We start from the raw sequence: 20,838 nt of genomic DNA on the forward strand, positions 1-20,838 counted from the left end.
AATTTATCCCCATACAACCAAGCTCAACTAATAACTAACGATAACTTGTGTGTTATACTGCGCCCAGTTGAAATTTAAGGGTATTCAAATTGCAATTTATCGCATTGACATCTATTGGTGTAGAGCAGTTACTGGTTGAAGAATTAACCGAGTTTGGTTTTGAAATAAACAAGCAAACCGTTGGTTCAGTTAAGTTCACAGGCGCTAATCTAGACGTACAAAAGTTCTGTATGATGACACGATTTGCAACGCGCGTGATGTTGCTTATCGATGACAAACCAGAAGTGAATGACAAAGATTCTCTCTACAAGTTTGTTCGTTTTCAGGCATGGCAAGATTGGTTTAGCCCAAAGCAGACCTTTGCAGTAGAGTTTAATGGTACGAATAATGCGCTTAAAAATACGCAATTCTCTGGTCTGGTGGTTAAGGATGGGATCGTTGACTACTTCAATGACCTGTTTGAACAACGTCCAGATGTTGACAAACAGACACCGGATATTCGCATCATTGCGAAATTATCTAAGCAAGGCTGTGCGCTATATATCGATTTCTCGGGACCTCGCTTATCTGATAGAGGTTATCGTGACAAACAAGGTAAAGCGCCAATTCGTGAACATTTAGCGGCAGCGCTGGTTAAACGTAGCGGCTGGCTTGAAGATACCAATAAGCCACTTTTTGACCCCTGCTGTGGTTCTGGCACGTTATTGATTGAAGCGGCATCTATGGCGCTTGGCTTACCTACTAACCTTAATAAAGATTTTGCCTTTAAACGCCTGCCGAGTTTTCGTGAAAGTAAGTTCACCGAGCTTAAAGCACAATTAAAGGTACAACCAGAACAAAAGAGCTTATGGCTGATCGGTAGTGATATCGATGAACGTGTGCTGTCAATTGCTGAGCGTAATGCTAAGCGCGCAGGCGTTGAGTCACATATTAAGTTTAAGTTTGAAGATGCCAATCAGCTTAGCCTTGCTGCTAAACGTCCCGGCACTGTGCTGAGTAACTTGCCTTATGGCGAACGTCTAGGCGGTATGGCTGAAATTATTACGCTATATCGCAATATGGGGATCGCCTTTAAAAAGCACTATAAAGACTGGAATTTGGCGTTACTTGCAAGTGAAGAAAGCCTATTAAAAGTGCTAAAACTAGCGCGTAAAAAGTCTTATAAATTCAAAAATGGCCCGCTCGACGTGCTGCTTAACTTGTATGAAATGAATGAAATGCAGGTACAGCAAAATAAACAGAGCAGTGGGCTTAATTTTGAAGGCTCGACTGCGTTTGGCAACCGCTTGAAGAAAAATCTACAAGGCTTAAAAACTTGGCTGAAAAAAGAAGACATTAATGCGTATCGTGTTTATGACGCGGATATCCCTGAATACAATGTTGCAGTTGATATTTATAACGATAACGCAGTCATCTTTGAATACAAAGCGCCAAAAGAAATTGACGATAGTGTTGCGCAAAAACGTTTGCAAGACGTGATCACACTTACCGCCGAGCAGCTTAATATCGACCCGCTAAACATCGCGGTAAAAGTAAGAAAGCGCCAAAAAGGTCAAGAACAATACAAAGCCCTGGACAAGCAAAACCGCACTGAGATAGTAGAAGAGTACGGTGCTAAGTTTAAGGTTAACCTATTTGATTATCTTGATACTGGTCTATTCCTTGACCACCGTTTAGCCCGCAAGTTTATTCAGCAACATTCGAAAGATAAACGCGTGTTGAATCTATTTGCATACACAGGTAGTGCTTCTGTGCACGCTGCCGTTGGCGGCGCTAAGTCTGTTACCACAGTAGATATGTCAAAGACCTATCTAAAATGGGCTGAAGAAAACTTTGAACTAAATGGTTTGAAGAACCCACGTTTCAGATTTGAGCAAGCGGATTGCTTAAAATGGCTTGAAAGAGCCGTTGGTCAATATGATCTCATTTTCTTAGACCCACCAACATTCTCTAACTCTAAACGTATGTCTGACGCATTTGACGTACAAAGAGATCATTTAAAACTATTTGGTTGGGTAAAGAAGATATTAGCACCGAACGGTGTACTACTGTTTTCTAACAACAAACGCGGATTTAAAATCGATGAAATGGGACTTGCGGCACTTGGCCTAACCGCTGAGGAATACTCATCGCAAACCTTGTCTTTGGATTTTAAACGTAACAAGCAAATTCACAACAGTTGGTTGATCCGTCATGATTAAATGTTCTTTATTCCACACCGATGGTTGTCATCTTTGTGAAGAAGCATTGGCGATGTTAATTCAATTTTTGCCTGAAGCCGAAATTGAACTCGTCGATATCGTCGATAGCGAAGAGACTATGACGGAATATCAATATAGAATTCCAGTGATTAAAAAAGGCGAGACAGGTCAGGAACTTGGCTGGCCTTTTACTCAACAACAACTACAAGAATTTATAGACTAATATGGATCTCATTCGAATTGCTAAAGCCCAACTGGCTTTTGGCTCACACCCTATACTTGACCAAGCTGATGCCGTTATTGAATCAGGCGAGCGCGTTTGTATTGTGGGCCGAAATGGAGCCGGTAAATCAACGTTACTGAAAGTGCTTGATGATCAAGTTCAACTTGATGATGGTGAAATCAACCGTGTTGGTGGATTAAAAGTTTCAAGGCTAGAACAAGACCCACCAAAGGGCGCAAATGGGTCGGTCTTTGATTATGTTGCGAACGGTTTACCTGATGTTGCTGAGCTGCTCATTGAATTTCATGAAGTCAGTGAAAAACTACAAACCAGCCAGTCAGATAAACTGATGAGCTCGCTTGAGCGCTTGACTCAGCGATTGGAAAGCGAAGATGCGTGGCGTTTTGAGTCAAGGATCAAGCAAGTGCTTAGCCAGTTGCAATTAGATGCGAATATGCGCCTAGAAGAACTCTCAGGTGGCTGGCTACGCAAAGTCGCGCTGGCCAAAGCCTTGGTGAGCGATCCAGACTTGCTGCTACTCGACGAGCCGACTAACCACCTTGATATGCAAAGTGTTATCTGGCTTGAGCAATTCCTGAAAGAGTTTAAGGGGGGGATCGTGTTTATTTCCCACGACCGTGCCTTTATTCGCGCAATGGCGACTCGAATTTTAGATTTAGACCGTGGCAAGTTGGTTTCATACCCTGGAGATTATGCGCAATATCTAGAACAAAAAGCTCATGATTTAAAAGTGGAAGAGCAACAGAATGCCTTGTTTGATAAAAAGCTTGCCGAAGAAGAAACCTGGATAAGACAAGGGATCAAGGCCCGCCGAACCCGTAACGAAGGGCGTGTGCGAGCACTAAAAGCGCTTCGTGTTGAGCGTAAGCAACGCATCGAGCAACAAGGTAAGACAGACTTCAACATCGAGACGGCGGATCGTTCCGGTAAGCTGGTCTTTGAAGCGAAACATTTAGACAAAGCATTCCAAGAAAAATGCATTGTGAAGGACTTTTCAACGCTGGTGATGCGTGGCGACCGTATTGGCTTAGTCGGTCCTAATGGAGCAGGTAAAACTACGCTGTTAAAAATGCTTTTTGGTGATATTAAACCTGACGCAGGCAGCGTAAAACAAGGCGTGAATCTGGAAGTTGCGTACTTCGATCAATACCGTGAAAAATTGGATGAAGAAGCAACTGTGCAGGATAATGTCGCAGAAGGTAAGCAAGAAGTAATGATGGGCGGCCGCTCGCGTCATGTGCTTGGCTATCTGCAAGACTTTTTATTTCCGCCTGCGAGAGCTCGAACACCAGTAAAGGCGTTATCAGGCGGTGAAAAAAATCGCTTATTACTTGCAAAGCTTTTCCTTAAGCCTTCAAATATTATTGTGCTGGACGAGCCGACCAATGACTTGGATATTGAGACACTTGAGCTACTTGAAGAAATCTTAAACCAATACCAAGGTACGGTGCTGGTCGTCAGCCACGACCGAGAGTTTATCGATAATACCTGTGGCAGTGTTTGGGCGTTCGAAGGCGAAGGCCTAGTGACAGAAATTGTTGGCGGCTATAGTGACTTTGAGCAGTATCAGCAAAGACGAGAGCAGCAAAAGAAAGAAGCACAAAAGGTTCATCAAGAAAAGCAGCAACAAGCCGAGACTAAAAAGGCTGCTGCGCCTACTCGTTCAAATAAGCTGAGTTACAAATTAAAACTTGAATTAGAATCGTTGCCCAGTAAAGTAGAGGAACTTGAAGAGGCAGTGAACAAACAACAAGCTCTGGTCAGCGATCCAGACTTCTTTAAACAAGATCAAGAAACGACCCACAAGGCATTGAACCATTTGACTGAGCTAGAGTCGAAGCTGGAAGCCGCGTTTGAACGCTGGGAAGAACTAGAAGCATTACAGAATCAGCAGTAAGGATTAAAATGAAATTTAAACTTTTAGCCGCGAGTGTCGCCGTAGCCCTTTCACAACAAGCGGCCGCTGCCACCTATCAGTTAACTGAATTACCAAAATACGACAATAGTAAATATAGCTATGTGTCGGATGCAAATGAAGCTGGGGATGTGATTGGTCACGCTTCCAATTTATTTGGTGTAAAGATTGATGTGTCGTATATCAACTTTGATGATGCGACACTAAAGAGTTCTTACAATACAACCGAAAAGTTTTATCAGGATATCAATGAAGAAATCACCTTCACACTAGAAGATATTCAAAACAATGATGCAGCTAATACAAATGCTCAAGCTCATGCATTTATGCTGTCTTATGTTATGAATTCAAGTAGAGTAGCTAGTCAAGAGTATCAAAGAATTGAAAGAGCAATTTCTTTGACATATAACAACAATGCCGCAGAAGAGTTTGTGGTATTTGATGAACAATCTCCTGATTACGAAGGACTCACTCGCTCAGTCACTAACTATCTTACAAGCATTGCAGAAGACGGGACAATAGTGGGCTGGGGCTCTGCACCTTTTAAAAAGATAGCTTTTACTCCTGAGGGTGAAACAGAAGAAGAAACTTATTTTGTACGTGATTGGCGAAATAAAGGTATTTTGGTTACACCAGCTGGAGAGAAAATTAGGTTAGAGCCTGCCTTTACAGAATACGGCGGTCTTTCACTTGCGACTGATATCAAACAAACTGCTGATGGCGGCTATATTGTTGTGGGACAAAGTTCGACTTCGTTATCGCAAAGAACAATAGAAAATATAGAAGACAGTTGTGATGGTGTGGATGAACCAGTCGATGTGTGTATTCAAAGGTTGACCTCGCCATATCATACTCGAGCCTACAAGTGGACGTTTGATAACGACTTTAACTTAGTCAGTGCAACCGATCTTGGACTTGGTTTTACGCCAGATGAAGATGATGATCTAGCCTATTCAAGCATGGCTGTGGCAACCAATGGGGCAGGATTAACGGTTGGTTATTCTCGTGCACGTCGTCAAAGTAGCGATGCTCTACTGCCTTACGAACAAGCCGTTTACTTTACTAACAATGAAATTAAGCGTATTAAAGAGGTTGAGAGCTTTATCGAATACAGCCAAGCAGTTGATGTAAATGATAATGATATTATTGTTGGTGTGTTTGGACGTTTTACTGGTGGCTCAAGAGATTATGACTCAACAGGCTTTTATTTTGATACGAAAACCTCAGAATTTAAAGAAATGCCTGCATACTTCGAGGGCTCGGCGACAGCAATCACAGATATCAACAATAATGGCTTTGTTGTAGGTCAAGGTGTAATTGAAAAGGGTGGAACTCGCCGTGAGGCATTTCTATATGAAATTGGTGCAGAAAAACTAGTTAATATAAACTCATTTCTTCCTTGTAAGAGCGATTCTTTCCCTTACACCATCACAGAAGCTGTAAAAATCACCGATGACAACAGGATTTACGCTATCGCGAGAAAGACAGGTGAAAGACGCAATACGTTAGGTGAAATTGAGAAGGATAGCAAAGGCGAGATAGAGTATGAATCGGTAAGCTTACCTGTTCTACTTACACCAATTTCTGGTGAACCGGAAAGCTGTACACCACCTGAAGCAGAGACGTATGAGCGTCAATCTGCAAGTTGGTCTTGGCTTAGTTTACTTGCGTTACCACTAGTGGCGCTGAGAAGACGTCGTAAAGCCTAAAGTACAATTTAGACGTTAAAAAAGCCCAGAAGGGCTTTTTTTGTGTTTGAAAAGAAATATTAGCAAATTCAATTCGATATTTAATTCAACCGGTAAAATCTTAACTATACTGGTATTAGCCTTGGCCGCGGCTCTGCCACGCTTTATTCACTGAGCGTCGCCATAGGTAATCGATACCGAAAAAGCCGATAATAGCGGCAAGTGTTGCGCAGATCAAAGAGCCGACGATAAATGCAGGCCCAATCGTTGTTAGGCTTTGTGCAAGCCATTCCCAACTCGCCTCAAAATGGAATGGCTGTTGTTCTTGGCCAAGGGCAAATACACCGACTAAGTATGAGCAATAAAATATCGGCGGCATCGTGAGTGGATTGGTGATCCACACGAGAGCAATAGACAAAGGCAAGTTGACGCGAAATGGAATCGCAAGTGCTGCTGCCAATACCATTTGAAAAGGAACAGGGATGAATGCGAAAAATAGCCCCACCGAGAATGCGCCACGTGCTGAGCGCCGGTTTAAATGCCAGAGGTTGGCATCATGCAGTAACTTACCAAAGATTTTTAATGATTTCTGTTGTTTGATTTTATTATGATCAGGTAAAAAGCGTTGAATCGTTTTTTTCGCCATTTGCAGCTGCCATCTACTTGGATTCTGATATGTTTTGGAATAATTCTGGGTTGCTTCAGTGCGGTATTTCTTCTCGACAATTGGCGATTAGCCGCAATAAGCATATTCCTCTACTTCATGGGCCGCTATTCTAAGCTTTTTTGTCCTATATTGGCAGGATTTATTTTAGGGATTTCCATTGTTCTTAGTCATTACTTTGTTTTTTATCAGCTAAAAATACCAGAAATTTGGCAATCGCAGCTTGTTACTGCTTCGGGTAAAGTTATTGAGGTTGATAATTCTGTGATTGGTGAAGCGTTAAAGGTACAGCTAGAGCAAGTCGAAGGCTACCAGTTTGCGCGTTGGCGTACTGTAAATGCAAAGCTTTATCGTGATTCATCAACGCCTATGTTGCGTGTCGGTGACCACATTGAATTTACGGCAAAACTTAAACGTTATCGTAGCCGAGTTAATATCGGACTTTTTAACGCTGAATTGCACGCGTTTAGAAAGCATATGTATTTCAAGGGCAGTATCAAAACAATCAATTTGCTAGTGAAGGACACTACGTGGCGAGATAATTACCGCTTATTCATAGATAAAAAGCTCAACGGGCTCAGCTATGCTTGGCTGTATTATATTTTATTAACTGGCGATACAAGCAAAGTCGACTTCGAAAACAAAACACAATTTAGAAGTCTTGGTTTGAGCCATTTGTTAGCGATTTCAGGGCTTCATATCGGAATGGTATTTGCCATCGCGTTTTTGCTGATAAAAGTCGTGCTGCATTGTACGCCGGTAATAATCTCCCAAGCAGCCAACTTGCATCAGTGGTGTTTAGTTTTTGCGTTACTCTTGTGTTTTGGGTACGTCATTCTCTGCGGCTACAGTGTATCGGCGACTCGAGCTGTGATCATGGCAATGGTATGGGTTGCATGTTACCTCTTTGCCGTGCGCCTTAAAGCACTTCAGGTGTTAACGGCTGCGTTGACAATCGTCTTAGTGGTAGACCCGTTTTCACTACTCAATCCAGGTTTATATTATTCCTTTTTTGCTGTAGCTATTATCGTAACGTTAGTGACAAAAGTTGGCCGAGGTTTAGGTGCGAAACTGCTTGCGTTAATTAAGTTGCAGCTTGCGTTATTTATCTGTCTTTTGCCACTCAACCTGTATTTCTTTTCTGGTGCGAGCATCATTTCATTGGTTGCGAATACTATAGTGATCCCGTTGATTTCTGTTGTGGTATTTCCGCTACTACTGCTTCATGTTACTGCGTTGCACGCTATTGGTTGGCAACTTCCACTTCATCTAGTTGATAGTGGGTTAGTGGTTCTGTTTGAGCTGTTGCAAAGCGCTCCACTAACTTGGGTAGATATACCCAGCGTTTCGTACATGTTTCTCATAACCAGCTACTTAAGTGCTTCGCTGCTGTTTTTATTCAGAAATTATTTTGGTTTATTACCGATAATAATTTTCCTCGTTCAGTATTTGTTTCGAGCCTCTCCGCTATGGCAAGTCGATGTTTTTGACGTCGGTCACGGAACCGCTGTGTTAGTTTCTCGTAATAACAAAGGGCTGCTCTATGATGTGGGGGCTAAGTATTTTGGCTATTTTTCGATGTTTGAGTTTGTGATCAAACCCTATCTTTTGAATAATCGAATTACGCTACAAGATACCATCATTAGTCATAACGATGGTGACCATAATGGTGGCGTTGACGATCTCATTGCCTTTGATGGCGGGAAATCGTTACAGCGTTTTCACCCCGCAAGTGCTGCTGATAGCTGTGTGCTTGGAACACATCAATTTCAAGGGCTAGACATATCCGTGATCTGGCCTCAAGAAATGTCGAACAATGACAACAATAACTCTTGTGTAGTTAGTATCTCTGATGGGCAGTTTACGCTTTTATTACCAGGAGATATCGAGAAAGTCACTGAAACTAAGTTACTTAACCTCGAAAAAGAAGCACTCAAAGCCGATATATTACTGGTTCCACACCATGGTAGTGGCAGCTCTTCGAGCGAGCAGTTTATTCAAGCGGTTGACCCAGATATTGCGATATTTTCTCGTGCCTTTTATTCGCCTTGGAAAATTCCCAATGAGAAAGTGATTGAAAGATACCAAAGAGTAGGGAGCACGCTATTGGATACCGCCTTAGATGGCCATATAAAGATCTCAATTTTTGCTCAAGAAATTACAGTTGAACGAGCTCGGGAAGTGGAAAATTACTGGTTTCTCAGATAATCCATTCAGTTTTAACGATTTGAAAGTTACAATAATGCCATATAGAAAAGTAGAGGCTGGCAATGCAACCAACCGACAAGCAGATTTACGCTAGATTATTTAGCTATGTAAAAGACTTTAAACTCGCTGCCATATTTTCAGTAATTGGCATGATAGGGTACGCTGCGATGGACGCTTCGTTCGTTGCGCTAATGGATCCGTTTATCGATGAGGGCCTCACTGCAGGCAATCGCGATGTACTAAAACTGGCTCCCTTTGTTGTCATCGCGTTAGTTATTGGACGCGGTATCTTTAACTATATGGCATCGTATTGCTTGTCTTATGTTGGGTCTCAGGTTGTGCGTGCGTTGCGACAGCAACTATTTGAACATATGTTGTATCTACCAGTGTCGTTTCATGATCAACATTCTAATGGTGAATTGATATCAAAAATCACTTTTGATACAGAGCAGGTACAGCAAGCCGTCACTAAGGCGCTTCAAGTGCTGATCCGTGAAGGTGCATTTGTATTTTTCCTACTTATTACGATGTTTTATGCAAGCTGGCAGCTATCGCTTATTTTCTTAGTTGTGGTCCCAATTGTGGCAGTGATAGTCACTGTGGTGTCTAAGCGTTTTAAGAAAATCTCCAAGAATATTCAAGATGCGATGGGAGAAGTGACGAAAAGTTCTGAGCAAATGATGGCGGGTCATAAAGTCATCCATGGTTTTGGTGGCCAAGAAAAAACCATCTCTCACTTTGCTAAAGTTAATAATCATAACCGTCAGCAGCGCGTAAAAATGGATGCGACTAAAGCGCTGAGCGTGTCTATCATCCAAATCATAGCGGCGAGCGCAATGGCAGTGATACTCGCGATTGTCGCGATGCCTTCCATGGTAGATAAAATTTCATCGGGCACCTTTGTCACTTTGATCACCTCTATGATGATGATGCTGCGTCCTTTAAAACAACTTGCCAATGTAAATAGTGACCTGCAACGCGGGATCTCTGCGGCGAAAAGTGTGTTTGCGGTGATTGATCTTGAAAAAGAAAAGGACACTGGCACTCAGTCCTTATCTCGTGCTCAAGGTAACCTACAAGTCAAAGACTTAACCTTTACTTATCCATCTAAAAGCGATCCGGTGATTGAGTCATTAAACCTTGAAATCAAAGCAGGGCAGAGTATTGCGTTGGTTGGTAGAAGTGGCTCAGGAAAATCAACGATTTCTAATCTATTACCGCGTTACTATGATATTGAAGCGGGCAGTATTGAGTTAGACGGCACGAACATAAATGATTACCAGCTTGCTGATCTACGCGCGCAGTTTTCCATCGTGTCGCAGCAAGTGGTGTTGTTTAATGACACCATTGCAAACAATATTATGTACTCGTTAAAGCAACCTTTATCGCAAGAAGCCTTAGAAAAAGTCGTAAAACAAGCCCACGTCTGGGAATTTGTTAAAGATCTTCCTGAGGGCCTAAATACCCTTGTTGGTGAAAATGGCGTAATGCTTTCTGGCGGACAACGACAACGTATCGCCATCGCGCGTGCTATTGTAAAAGATGCACCTATCCTTATTTTAGATGAAGCCACATCAGCGTTGGACACAGAATCTGAGCGTTTGATCCAACAAGCGTTGGAAGAGCTGATGGCTGATAAAACAACCATAGTAATTGCCCATCGGTTATCGACAATCGAGCGTTGTGACTGCATCTATGTGCTAGATAAAGGCAAGATCATCGAACAAGGCAAGCATGCTGAATTGGTCGCGCAGGAAGGGGTTTATCATGCACTTTGCAAAATGCAGTTTGGTGAGCAATAAATGGCATCAAAAATAGAGCAAAGTTGGTATAAAAAACCGGGACTACTAACACTATTATTGCTTCCACTAAGCCTGTTATTTGGACTTATTAGCTCGGTGAGAAAGGGGCTTTATCAACTCGGTTTTCGCCCCGCGTACCGCTCGCCTGTTCCGGTTATTATTGTCGGTAACATCAGTGTGGGCGGTAATGGCAAAACGCCATTTGTGCTTTGGTTAGTCCCTTTTCTTGAAAAGCTTGGTTTTAAGGTTGGTGTGATCAGTCGAGGCTACGGTGCAAAACCTAGCTCAACCCCGTTTTTGGTCACTGCAGCGACTTCAACGGAAGAGGGCGGTGATGAACCTTGTTTACTCGCCAAACGACTGAAATGCCCAGTGATGATTGGTGCTGATAGACAAGCCAGTATTGAAAAATTATTAGGTAATAGCGATGTAAACATCATCGTCAGCGACGACGGACTACAGCACTATAAATTGGCACGAGATATTGAGTTCTGTATTGTTGATGCTGAGCGACGCTTTGGGAATGGCTTGTGGATGCCAGCAGGGCCGCTTAGGGAATTACCTAAGCGTATCCAGAGTGTCGATCTTGCCGTATATAATGGTGGATGCGAGAGTTATTCTTACACATTAGAGGCGGTTGGTTTTTTTCGTGTGACAGATGATAGTCCAGCATCCAACATAGAAATGGTCGGTGCTTCAGTCTGTGCTATCGGCAATCCGGCGCGATTTGAAAATACGCTACGAGATAGAGGGATTGTTCTGAGTGAAAGTCTACATTTTGCGGACCATCATCCATACCACGCGTCCGACTTCTCGCAAATTGAAAACGGCGCTATTTTTATGACAGAGAAAGATGCGGTAAAGTGTCGCACATTTGCAAAAGATAATTGGTATTACCTCAAAGTAGATGCCAAACCTACATCAGCGCTTGAAAAAGCGGTATTAAATTTACTTAAAAAGAAAGAGATTTATCATGGCCTTTGATACCAAATTACTAGAAATAATTGCCTGCCCAGTATGTAAAGGCAAATTAAGATATGACAAAGAAAACAAAGAGCTGATCAGCACAGCAGCCAAGCTTGCGTATCCAATTAAAGATGATATTCCTGTGTTATTGGAAAACGAAGCGCGCGAGCTGAGCAGTGATGAGGTTGAGCAGTGGAATTCGTAGTCGTCATTCCTGCGCGTTATGCTTCAAGCCGGCTGCCTGGTAAACCGCTTGCTGATATCGGCGGCAAACCAATGATCCAGCGTGTTTACGAACAGGCTATTCAATCTGGCGCTGCAGCGGTTTATATTGCTACCGATCACAGTGCGGTATTTGAGGCAGCGCAACACTTCACTGATAATGTGCTCATGACGCGTGAAGATCATCAATCTGGTACTGAGCGACTCGCCGAAGTTGTTGAACAACTGGGGCTGAACGAACAAACCTTGGTGGTCAACGTACAAGGTGATGAGCCACTGCTAGAGCCTGATAACATCGCACAAGTGGCAGCACTACTGCATCATTCTGATGCACCGATGGCGACTTTGTGCGTTGATGTGGAAGATGTAGAAGAGGTGTTGAATCCGAATGCCGTAAAAGTGGTGTCTGATATTCAAGACAACGCACTGTATTTCTCTCGCTCGTCTATTCCGTTTCAGCGTGACAGTATGTTAACGCTCGACAAAAATAGCATTCCAGTGAGCCATTTTAAACGTCATGTTGGCATATATGCCTATCGTGCGGGCTTTATTCAAACCTATTTATCGCTAAGTGTTTCACCGCTAGAGGTGCAAGAGTCGCTTGAGCAGCTACGCGTGCTGTATCATGGATACAAAATTAAGGTCGCTAAAGCGGCTAAGCCGGTGCATGCTGGAGTGGATACTCCCGAAGATTTGGCACGGGTTCAAGAGATACTGAATGGAAAAGTTTAAGCTCATTGCGGACGAGGTAGACTATGTGGTTGCATACAAACCACAAGGTATGAGCTTCCATAGTGAGGACGGTGCAGGTTTTGTTGCCTTACTGACGGATCAACTAGGCTATCCCTTATTTCCAGTTCACCGCCTCGATAAAGTCACATCGGGACTCATCCTTTTAGCGAAGTCTAGCGAGGCTGCAAAGCAGCTGACTAGCTTGTTTTCCGCTCGGAAAATAGACAAATTTTACCTGGCGTTAGTTAGTGCTAAACCGAAGAAAAAGCAAGGCTGGATAAAAGGTGATATGGCTAAGTCGCGTAGAGGCACCTATAAACTGGTTAAAACTAAGCTAAATCCTGCGGTGACTCGATTTTATTCATGCTCTGTTGCGACCAACCTACGCGCATGTATCGTTAAACCGTTTAGCGGTAAAACACACCAAATTCGGGTGGCACTAAAAAGCATCGGTGCGCCAATTTTAGGTGATTTAGCCTATAGTGGAGAGCCTGCAGATAGAACGTATCTTCACGCATTTTGCCTTGAATTTGAGTGGCAAGGTAACCATCAACACTATCAAGCGGCGCCTGAAGATGATGGTGCATTTGGCCATTTATTGGCACATGAAATCTTTGCAAGTTGGCAAAATCCAAGTCAATTAGAGTGGTAACATGACTGATTCGAATAGAGAACTAAGATTTGGCGGCATTGGTCGGTTATACGGTAACGCCGAGTTAGAAGCATTAAGTAAAGCACACTTTTGTGTCATTGGTATTGGTGGCGTTGGCAGTTGGGCTGTAGAAGCGCTAGTGAGAACGGGTATAGGTAAAATAACGCTTATCGATATGGACGATATTTGTGTAACCAACATTAACCGTCAGTTACATGCTCATAGCGAAAGTATCGGGATGCAAAAGATTGAGGCAATGCGAGATCGCTGTCTTGCGATTAACCCTGATTGTGAAGTTACCCTGATCGATGATTTTCTGATGTTAGATAACATTAGAAACTACATTCAAGGCTTTGATTATGTTATCGACTGTATCGACGCGGTTAAAGAGAAAGCGGCGCTAATCGCGCATTGTAAGCGCAATAAAATACCGGTGATCACTACAGGTGGTGCAGGCGGTCAAACCGATCCGAGCCAGATCCAGTATGGGGATGTGGCAAAGACGACCCATGATCCGCTGTTGGCAAAAGTACGTTATATTCTCAGAAAACAATATAACTTTAGCGATAATCCAAAACGTAAATTTGGCGTCGATTGTGTGTACTCTACAGAGCAGCTCGTTTACCCAAGTACCGATGGCACTGTGTGCAAAGCAAAGCAACAAGCTGAAGGTGGGAAAAATATGGACTGCGCGACCGGGTTTGGCTCTGCTACTATGGTAACTGGGAGCTTTGGTTTTTTTGCGGCGTCCAAAGCAATACGTAAGTACCTAGATAAACAAAGCAAAAGCAGCGAATAAGTGTGCTCGTTTGAGCACCTTATATCACGTTATTTTAATATCTCTGCCTTCACTTGGATCTGTTCAACAATCGCACGTATACCATTACCTCTAGATGGGCTTAGGTGAGCAATTAATCCAAGCGACTCAAACAGTTCATAAGCATTAAACTGGCTTGCTTGCTCTGGCGTTTTACCTGCGTACGCTGCAATTATGATTGCAAGTAATCCTTTGACAATACGCGTATCTGAGTCGGCAATAAGTACGAGTTGTTGCGCGCTTTCATCTAAGTCCAGATAGAGCCAAACTTTACTATCACAGCCTGACACTAACGCTGATTCGACTTTCAGGGCATCAGGAAGCTCAGGAAGTTGTTTACCTAGCAGCATAATTTCACGATACTTGGCTTGCCAGCCATGACTTTCAGATAATTTTTTTGTGATATGTTCGATATTCATAAGTCTAATCTAGTAATTCGATTGTGGCATTTAATGCGTTAATAAAATGCTCAATATCGTCTTGGTTATTATAAAAAGCCAAACTTGCACGTACTGTTCCATTAACCTTGAGCATTTTCATTAGCGGCTGAGTACAATGGTGTCCGCTTCTGACTGCTACGCCGTATGTATTGAGTAGTGTGGCAAGATCGTAGTGGTGCTCGCTTTTATAGTTAAAACTGACGACGCCAACATTGTTTTGTGTATCGCCATAAACCGTGATGCCTTCAATCTGTCTTAGCTTTGCTAAAAGGGAGTGGTAGAGCGCTTGCTCATAACGTTGAAGTGCACTGGGATCAATCTCGTTTATATAATCTATCGCTGCGGCAAATCCGATAACGCCAGAAATATTGGGAGTGCCGGGCTCAAACTTGCCAGGTGCCTCTCTATAGCTGGAACGCTCGAAGCTCACTTCTTTTATCATTTCGCCGCCGGTTTTGTATACGGGGAGCGCATTTAGTTGCTGGTATTTACCATAAAGTCCGCCGACACCTGTTGGTCCAAGCGCTTTATGAGCTGAAAAAACATAAAAGTCGCAATCCAGCGCCTTCAGATCAGGTCTCAAATGCAGTAAAGACTGTGCGCCGTCGATAACCGTGATGGTACCTAGGGCCTTGCAAACCGAAATGAGCGACTCAATTGGATGAATATTCCCAAGTGCGTTTGAAACATGGCCCATTGCTAACACATCAGGTTTATGCTGCTTTAACATCGCAATTGCGCCTTGCTCATCGAGGACGCCGTCTAACATAGGTAACACCAGTAAAGTTGCACCTGTACGTTGACAAGCTTCTTGCCAAGGCACTATGTTAGCGTGATGTTCAAAGGGACTGATAGCAATGACGCTGTCTGAATTGAAGCGTGCGCTCAGGCCATGAGCCAACAAGTTGAGTGATTCAGTTGCGCCGCTGGTCCATACGATTTCTCGTGTTTCTACATTTAAAAAATTGGCAATTGTTTCTCGGGCACTTTCGTAGCGAACAGTGGCGTTTTCACTAAGCGTGTGTAAACCTCTATGTACGTTTGAATTCTCATTTTGATAAAAAGTTTTTATGACATCAATGACTTTGTTCGGTTTTTGCGCAGTTGCAGCAGAGTCAAGATAGCAAAGCGGCTGTCCATCAAGTTGTTTGTTCAAAATTGGAAAGTCGTTGCGCAGAGATTGGATGTCAGTCATAACGTACCTGAGTTAATTGAGCAGCGCGATTCTAACGAATACGCAGCGATATTAAAACAAAAAAGGCCGCATTAAGCGGCCTTTTCAAACACAATAACGAGATTATCTGTCGTTTTGTGTTTTGTAGTCGCGAGACGTGTAGCCTTTGTATAGCTGACGTGGACGACCAATTTTGTGTCCTGGCTGAGAAAGCATTTCGTTCCAGTGTGAAATCCAACCCACAGTACGAGACATCGCGAAGATAACCGTAAACATGCTTGTTGGAATACCGATTGCTTTAAGAATGATACCAGAATAGAAGTCTACATTCGGGTATAGCTTCTTCTCAATGAAGTAAGGGTCTTCTAGGGCAATCTGTTCAAGTTTCATTGCTACGTCAAGCAGTGGATCTTGAATGTTTAGCTCTTTAAGCACTTCGTGACACGTTTGACGCATTACCGTCGCACGTGGGTCAAAGTTTTTATAAACGCGGTGACCAAAGCCCATTAGACGGAACGGATCGTTCTTGTCTTTTGCTTTTGCAACGTACTCGTCAATACGATCAACAGAGCCGATTTCTTCAAGCATAGTTAAACATGCTTCGTTTGCGCCACCGTGTGCAGGGCCCCAAAGTGATGCAATACCTGCTGCGATACATGCGTAAGGGTTTGCACCTGAAGAACCAGCAAGACGAACTGTTGAAGTTGACGCGTTTTGCTCGTGATCTGCATGAAGCATGAAAATACGATCCATTGCTTTAGCAAGCACTGGGCTGACGTTATAGTCTTCAGCTGGCACAGAGAACATCATGTGAAGGAAGTTTTCTGCGTAGCTCAAGTCGTTACGTGGGTATACGAACGGTTGGCCAACGTTATACTTGTACGCCATTGCAGCAATCGTTGGTAGCTTAGCTACTAATTTGATTGCACAACGCATGCGCTGATCTTCATCAGAGATATCCAAATCTGAGTGGTAGAACGAAGATAACGCACCAACTACACCACATAGCATTGCCATAGGGTGTGCATCGACACGGAAGCCTTGGAAAAACGCAGCAATTTTCTCGTGCATCATTGTGTTGCGAGTGATCTCATCTGAGAACTCAGCTAGTTGTTCTTCGCTTGGTAATTCACCGTTTAATAGTAGGTAGCAAAGTTCAATATAGTTAGAATTTTCAGCAAGTTGCTCAATTGGATAACCGCGATGAAGCAGTACACCTTTGGCACCGTCAATGTAAGTGATAGACGAGTCACAAGAGGCAGTCGACATAAATCCTGGGTCATACGTAAATAGGCCGTGAGCACCTAAAGAACGAACGTCAACTACGTCTTGTCCAGCTGTACCTTCGTAAATTGGTAACTCAATCGGATCGTGACCATCAATATGGACTGTGGCTTTTTTATCTGCCATCTATTTGTCTCCTATTTAATAACAATATTCTGATTGTTATGTTGTGATACTAATGTTAAGCAAATTCAGATCATTCTAACTTATAACCTAGGTCAAAAGTCAATTTTTCTGTGATTTATGCATAAATGTATAATAAATATTCTACGACGATTAAATATTAGACCATTCGCTAATTCGCAAGCGTCTCTATCTAAACAAGAATTGTAAAAGGGCGCATAGCCTTATATACTGTCAACGGTTTTATACCGTATCGTCTGTGGGTAAACCTATTTTTACATCAATTTTTACACTCGAGTGAACTTTTTGGTGTCCTAATTGGTTTATCTAGAGTGTGCCACCTACATTTGCAATATGTAGGTGGGTTTCATAAAAACAAGTAGATGAGCTCCTTTGTGGGCAAAGATGGGCAAGTAACTGTGAAAAAGCAAAGACCTGTAAATCTAGATCTTACGACTATATCTATGCCGCCAACGGCTAAAGCGTCGATTCTTCACCGTGTCACCGGTGTCGCTTTCTTCTTCGCTTTGACCTTTGTGATTTGGGCTTGGTCTGAATCCCTTTCTTCTCCTGAAGGCTTCGAGTTTGTAAAAGAACTGATGTCTGGCTTTATCGCGAAATTCATCGCGTGGGGCACCCTAACTGTATTGTCTTACCACATCATCGGTGGTATCCGTCACATGATCCAGGATATGGGACATTGGGAAGAATTAGAATCAGGCAACAATAGCGCGAAGATTGCACTAGCACTTTGGGTTATCGTAGCAATTTTGGCTGGAGTATGGATATGGTCTTAAATCAAGCGACTCTAAAGCGTGATGGCGTACAAGACTACGTGTCACTACGTACAACTGCGTTAATTATCCTAGCTTACGCGGTATTCATCGTAGGCTATCTTCTAATTACTCCTGAACTGACTTATGAAGCTTGGTCAGGGTTGTTCTCAAACTTAGCTGTGAAAGCAGCAACGATGATCACACTAGTATGCATCATGGTACATACACGCATCGGTTTGTGGCAGGTTCTAACTGACTACGTTAAGAACTCAACAACTCGCACTATTCTTGGCTTTGTATTAAACCTTATGGCTTTAGCTTACGTAGCTATTGGTCTGTTTGTTCTGTGGGGTGTTTAAGTGAAATATAACGTACGTGAATTTGACGCAGTTGTAGTCGGTGCAGGCGGTGCGGGTATGCGCGCGGCACTTGCTATCTCGGAATCAGGCAAAACTTGTGCTCTTATTTCAAAAGTTTTTCCAACTCGTTCTCATACAGTATCAGCACAAGGTGGTATCACCGTTGCGCTAGGTAACTCTCACGAGGACAACTGGGAATGGCACATGTACGATACGGTTAAAGGTTCTGATTACATCGGTGACCAAGACGCTATCGAGTACATGTGTAAAACAGGTCCAGAAGCTATCACTGAACTTGAGAACATGGGTCTACCTTTCTCTCGTTTTGAGAACGGTCGCGTATATCAGCGTCCTTTCGGTGGTCAGTCGAAAAACTTTGGTGGCGAGCAAGCTGCACGTACAGCAGCCGCAGCGGACCGTACTGGCCACGCGTTGCTACACTGCTTATATCAGCAAAACGTTAAAAACAAAACAAACGTTTTCTCTGAGTGGTATGCACTAGACCTAGTAAAAAATGACAATGGCGATGTAGTGGGTGTCACCGCAATCGACATCGAGTCAGGTGAAATCACTTATTTCAAATCAAAAGCAGTTGTCCTTGCAACTGGTGGTGCGGGTCGTATTTTCGCATCAACAACGAACGCGCACATCAATACGGGTGACGGCGTTGGTATGGCGGTACGTGCTGGCATTTCAATGCAAGACATGGAAATGTGGCAGTTCCACCCGACAGGTATCGCAGGTGCGGGTGTACTAGTAACAGAAGGTTGTCGTGGTGAAGGTGGTTACCTTCTAAATAAAGATGGCGAGCGCTTCATGGAGCGTTATGCGCCAAACGCGAAAGACCTAGCGTCACGTGACGTTGTTGCACGTTCAATGATGACTGAGATCCGTGAAGGTCGTGGTTGTGATGGTCCTTGGGGTCCGCACATCAAGCTGAAGCTTGACCACTTAGGTGCTGAGACACTTAACTTACGTCTTCCTGGCGTTTGTGATCTAGCGAAGACATTCGCACACGTAGACCCAGCAGAAGAGCCAATTCCAGTAATCCCAACTTGTCACTATATGATGGGTGGTGTACCAACTAACGTTAACGGTCAAGTGCTAAACGTAGACGGTCAAGGTAACGAAAAGATCGTTGAAGGTCTATTTGCAGTAGGTGAGATTGCGTGTGTATCTGTACACGGTGCAAACCGTCTAGGTGGTAACTCACTGCTTGACCTTGTCGTATTCGGTCGTGCGGCGGGCAACTTCCTTGGTACTTACTTGAAAGATGCTGAAATCGCTAAAGAAGCAAGCAACGATAACGTAGACGCAGCACTTGCGCGTACTAACCGTTGGGAAACTTCTGCGAAAGGTCAGGGTGAAGATCCTGTACAAATCAAGAAAGATCTACAACGTTGTATGCAGCTTAACTTCTCGGTATTCCGTGAAGGGGACGCAATGGCTGAAGGTCTTAAAGAACTTAAAGAAATTCGTGAGCGTCTACAGTACGCACGTCTTGACGATAAGTCTGCTGAATTCAACACGCAACGTATTGAGTGTCTAGAGTTAGATAACTTGATGGAAACAGCGTACTCGACAGCGGTTGCTGCGAACTTCCGTACGGAAAGCCGTGGTGCACACTCTCGCTTCGACTACCCAGAGCGTGATGATGAAAACTGGTTGTGTCACTCGATTTACAACCCAGAGTCTGAGTCTATGAGTAAGCGTGAAGTTAACTACGCGCCTAAGACTCGTGAAGCATTCCCACCGAAAGCACGTACATACTAGGAGCTAAGCGATGGCAACTTTAGAATTATCTGTTTATCGTTATAATCCTGATGAAGATGCGGCACCACGCATGCAAGACTATTCTCTAGAAGTAGAGGAAGGTCGTGACATGATGGTGTTAGATGCTCTTATGCAGTTAAAAGAGCAAGATCCATCTTTATCTTTCCGTCGTTCATGCCGTGAAGGGGTATGTGGTTCTGACGGTATTAATATGAATGGTAAAAATGGTCTTGCATGTATTACTCCAATTTCTGCTTTGCAGAACGGTGGTAAAGGCAAGATCGTCATTCGTCCATTACCAGGTCTTCCGGTGATCCGTGACTTAGTAATCGACATGAGCCAGTTCTATACGCAATACGAGAAGGTTAAGCCATTCTTGATCAACGACAAGCCAACTGGTGGTGAAGAACGTCTTCAGTCAATTGAAGAACGTGAAAAGCTAGATGGCCTGTACGAATGTATTCTTTGTGCATGTTGTTCAACGTCTTGTCCTTCTTTCTGGTGGAACCCAGACAAGTTCATCGGTCCTGCGGGTCTTCTACATGCTTATCGTTTCTTGGCTGATAGCCGCGATACAGCGACAGAAGAACGTCTTGCTGGTCTTGATGATGCGTTCAGCGTATTCCGCTGTCACAGTATTATGAACTGTGTTAGCGTATGTCCAAAAGGCCTTAATCCAACTAAGGCAATTGGACAAATTAAATCAATGTTGTTAAACCGTTCGGTATAACACATACTACTAGCTAAGATGGCAAGCAAAAGCTTGCCATCTTGTTTTCGTTTGAGTTTCTGCGCTAG

At 43.4% G+C, this 20,838-nt stretch carries 19 protein-coding genes; 15 read left to right on the plus strand and 4 right to left on the minus strand.

All coding sequences use genetic code 11. The annotated features are described in order from the left end of the window. Positions 1 to 89 precede the first annotated feature (89 nt). From rlmKL to EXT48_RS06735, 4 genes are read left to right on the plus strand one after another with little or no spacing between them, the layout of a single operon-like run. Entirely contained in the window at positions 90 to 2,201 is a 2,112-nt protein-coding gene (rlmKL, locus tag EXT48_RS06720; RefSeq protein WP_130163978.1) for a bifunctional 23S rRNA (guanine(2069)-N(7))-methyltransferase RlmK/23S rRNA (guanine(2445)-N(2))-methyltransferase RlmL, read from the plus strand. Further along, positions 2,194 to 2,424, plus strand: coding sequence for a glutaredoxin family protein (locus EXT48_RS06725; RefSeq protein ID WP_130163979.1), 231 nt, complete (start codon positions 2,194 to 2,196; stop codon positions 2,422 to 2,424). The genes rlmKL and EXT48_RS06725 overlap by 8 nt, the downstream gene beginning before the upstream one ends. A gap of 1 nt (position 2,425) precedes the next feature. Further along, a complete protein-coding gene (locus EXT48_RS06730; RefSeq protein ID WP_130163980.1) occupies positions 2,426 to 4,342 on the plus strand; it encodes an ABC transporter ATP-binding protein in 1,917 nt (638 codons plus the stop codon). Between the two features lie 8 nt (positions 4,343 to 4,350). Continuing rightward, positions 4,351 to 6,069 carry a DUF3466 family protein gene (locus EXT48_RS06735; protein ID WP_130163981.1) on the plus strand — a complete coding sequence of 573 codons (1,719 nt, stop codon included), beginning with the start codon at positions 4,351 to 4,353 and terminating at the stop codon, positions 6,067 to 6,069. Positions 6,070 to 6,184: 115 nt separating this feature from the next. On the opposite strand, the gene EXT48_RS06740 is transcribed toward EXT48_RS06735, so the two are convergent. Next, positions 6,185 to 6,694, minus strand: coding sequence for a DUF2062 domain-containing protein (locus tag EXT48_RS06740; protein ID WP_010371507.1), 510 nt, complete (start codon positions 6,692 to 6,694; stop codon positions 6,185 to 6,187). Between EXT48_RS06740 and EXT48_RS06745 the strand changes: the two genes are divergently transcribed. From EXT48_RS06745 to tcdA, 7 genes are all read left to right on the plus strand, one after another. Further along, on the plus strand, positions 6,695 to 8,920 hold the full coding sequence (locus EXT48_RS06745) for a DNA internalization-related competence protein ComEC/Rec2 (protein ID WP_240703360.1): 2,226 nt from the start codon (positions 6,695 to 6,697) through the stop codon (positions 8,918 to 8,920). 62 nt (positions 8,921 to 8,982) lie between these two features. Further along, complete coding sequence (msbA, locus tag EXT48_RS06750; RefSeq protein ID WP_130163982.1) at positions 8,983 to 10,722, plus strand: lipid A export permease/ATP-binding protein MsbA; 1,740 nt, start codon at positions 8,983 to 8,985, stop codon at positions 10,720 to 10,722. Next, entirely contained in the window at positions 10,723 to 11,706 is a 984-nt protein-coding gene (gene lpxK, locus EXT48_RS06755; RefSeq protein WP_130163983.1) for a tetraacyldisaccharide 4'-kinase, read from the plus strand. Continuing rightward, positions 11,696 to 11,893, plus strand: coding sequence for a Trm112 family protein (locus EXT48_RS06760; RefSeq protein ID WP_010371492.1), 198 nt, complete (start codon positions 11,696 to 11,698; stop codon positions 11,891 to 11,893). The genes lpxK and EXT48_RS06760 overlap by 11 nt, the downstream gene beginning before the upstream one ends. Beyond that, positions 11,881 to 12,642, plus strand: coding sequence for a 3-deoxy-manno-octulosonate cytidylyltransferase (gene kdsB, locus EXT48_RS06765; RefSeq protein ID WP_045989057.1), 762 nt, complete (start codon positions 11,881 to 11,883; stop codon positions 12,640 to 12,642). The genes EXT48_RS06760 and kdsB overlap by 13 nt, the downstream gene beginning before the upstream one ends. Then, a complete protein-coding gene (locus EXT48_RS06770) occupies positions 12,629 to 13,294 on the plus strand; it encodes a TIGR01621 family pseudouridine synthase (protein ID WP_130163984.1) in 666 nt (221 codons plus the stop codon). Before kdsB ends, EXT48_RS06770 begins: the two co-directional genes overlap by 14 nt. Before the next feature lies 1 nt (position 13,295). After that, entirely contained in the window at positions 13,296 to 14,093 is a 798-nt protein-coding gene (gene tcdA / locus EXT48_RS06775) for a tRNA cyclic N6-threonylcarbamoyladenosine(37) synthase TcdA (protein ID WP_017218707.1), read from the plus strand. 29 nt (positions 14,094 to 14,122) lie between these two features. On the opposite strand, the gene EXT48_RS06780 is transcribed toward tcdA, so the two are convergent. The 3 genes from EXT48_RS06780 to EXT48_RS06790 all read right to left on the minus strand — a co-directional run bounded on the left by EXT48_RS06780 (position 14,123) and on the right by EXT48_RS06790 (position 17,135). Beyond that, on the minus strand, positions 14,123 to 14,530 hold the full coding sequence (locus EXT48_RS06780) for a SufE family protein (RefSeq protein WP_045989060.1): 408 nt from the start codon (positions 14,528 to 14,530) through the stop codon (positions 14,123 to 14,125). Positions 14,531 to 14,534: 4 nt separating this feature from the next. Further along, complete coding sequence (locus EXT48_RS06785) at positions 14,535 to 15,746, minus strand: aminotransferase class V-fold PLP-dependent enzyme (protein ID WP_130163985.1); 1,212 nt, start codon at positions 15,744 to 15,746, stop codon at positions 14,535 to 14,537. Between the two features lie 102 nt (positions 15,747 to 15,848). Next, positions 15,849 to 17,135 (minus strand): citrate synthase, encoded by a 1,287-nt coding sequence (locus tag EXT48_RS06790; RefSeq protein ID WP_010371472.1) that lies wholly within the window; start codon positions 17,133 to 17,135, stop codon positions 15,849 to 15,851. Between the two features lie 416 nt (positions 17,136 to 17,551). Here EXT48_RS06790 and sdhC point away from each other — a divergent pair, with 416 nt between their 5' ends. Genes sdhC through EXT48_RS06810 form a run of 4 tightly spaced genes read left to right on the plus strand, consistent with a single transcriptional unit; the run spans position 17,552 to position 20,770 of the window. Further along, a complete protein-coding gene (gene sdhC / locus EXT48_RS06795) occupies positions 17,552 to 17,929 on the plus strand; it encodes a succinate dehydrogenase, cytochrome b556 subunit (RefSeq protein WP_125252744.1) in 378 nt (125 codons plus the stop codon). Further along, positions 17,920 to 18,267: a succinate dehydrogenase, hydrophobic membrane anchor protein gene (gene sdhD, locus EXT48_RS06800; RefSeq protein ID WP_010371467.1), complete on the plus strand. Its 348-nt coding sequence runs from the start codon at positions 17,920 to 17,922 to the stop codon at positions 18,265 to 18,267. The genes sdhC and sdhD overlap by 10 nt, the downstream gene beginning before the upstream one ends. Continuing rightward, positions 18,268 to 20,040, plus strand: a complete 1,773-nt coding sequence (gene sdhA / locus EXT48_RS06805; RefSeq protein WP_010371464.1) for a succinate dehydrogenase flavoprotein subunit — start codon at positions 18,268 to 18,270, stop codon at positions 20,038 to 20,040. 10 nt (positions 20,041 to 20,050) lie between these two features. Continuing rightward, the gene (locus tag EXT48_RS06810; RefSeq protein ID WP_010371461.1) at positions 20,051 to 20,770 is read left to right on the plus strand and encodes a succinate dehydrogenase iron-sulfur subunit; all 720 of its coding nucleotides are present in this window, start codon (positions 20,051 to 20,053) and stop codon (positions 20,768 to 20,770) included. Positions 20,771 to 20,838 lie beyond the last annotated feature (68 nt).

It is taken from the genome of Pseudoalteromonas sp. CO348 (assembly GCF_004208845.1).
Lineage (GTDB): Bacteria > Pseudomonadota > Gammaproteobacteria > Enterobacterales > Alteromonadaceae > Pseudoalteromonas > Pseudoalteromonas maricaloris.

Bases quoted from the DNA above. Each gene is read 5' to 3' on its own strand.
- tcdA (WP_017218707.1), top strand. From the start codon at position 13,296: ATGACTGATTCGAATAGAGAACTAAGATTTGGCGGCATTGGTCGGTTA.
- EXT48_RS06760 (WP_010371492.1), top strand. From the start codon at position 11,696: ATGGCCTTTGATACCAAATTACTAGAAATAATTGCCTGCCCAGTATGT.
- EXT48_RS06740 (WP_010371507.1), bottom strand. From the start codon at position 6,694: ATGGCGAAAAAAACGATTCAACGCTTTTTACCTGATCATAATAAAATC.
- sdhD (WP_010371467.1), top strand. From the start codon at position 17,920: ATGGTCTTAAATCAAGCGACTCTAAAGCGTGATGGCGTACAAGACTAC.
- EXT48_RS06785 (WP_130163985.1), bottom strand. From the start codon at position 15,746: ATGACTGACATCCAATCTCTGCGCAACGACTTTCCAATTTTGAACAAA.
- EXT48_RS06735 (WP_130163981.1), top strand. From the start codon at position 4,351: ATGAAATTTAAACTTTTAGCCGCGAGTGTCGCCGTAGCCCTTTCACAA.
- EXT48_RS06725 (WP_130163979.1), top strand. From the start codon at position 2,194: ATGATTAAATGTTCTTTATTCCACACCGATGGTTGTCATCTTTGTGAA.
- lpxK (WP_130163983.1), top strand. From the start codon at position 10,723: ATGGCATCAAAAATAGAGCAAAGTTGGTATAAAAAACCGGGACTACTA.
- EXT48_RS06810 (WP_010371461.1), top strand. From the start codon at position 20,051: ATGGCAACTTTAGAATTATCTGTTTATCGTTATAATCCTGATGAAGAT.
- EXT48_RS06790 (WP_010371472.1), bottom strand. From the start codon at position 17,135: ATGGCAGATAAAAAAGCCACAGTCCATATTGATGGTCACGATCCGATT.
- EXT48_RS06770 (WP_130163984.1), top strand. From the start codon at position 12,629: ATGGAAAAGTTTAAGCTCATTGCGGACGAGGTAGACTATGTGGTTGCA.
- EXT48_RS06730 (WP_130163980.1), top strand. From the start codon at position 2,426: ATGGATCTCATTCGAATTGCTAAAGCCCAACTGGCTTTTGGCTCACAC.
- EXT48_RS06780 (WP_045989060.1), bottom strand. From the start codon at position 14,530: ATGAATATCGAACATATCACAAAAAAATTATCTGAAAGTCATGGCTGG.
- msbA (WP_130163982.1), top strand. From the start codon at position 8,983: ATGCAACCAACCGACAAGCAGATTTACGCTAGATTATTTAGCTATGTA.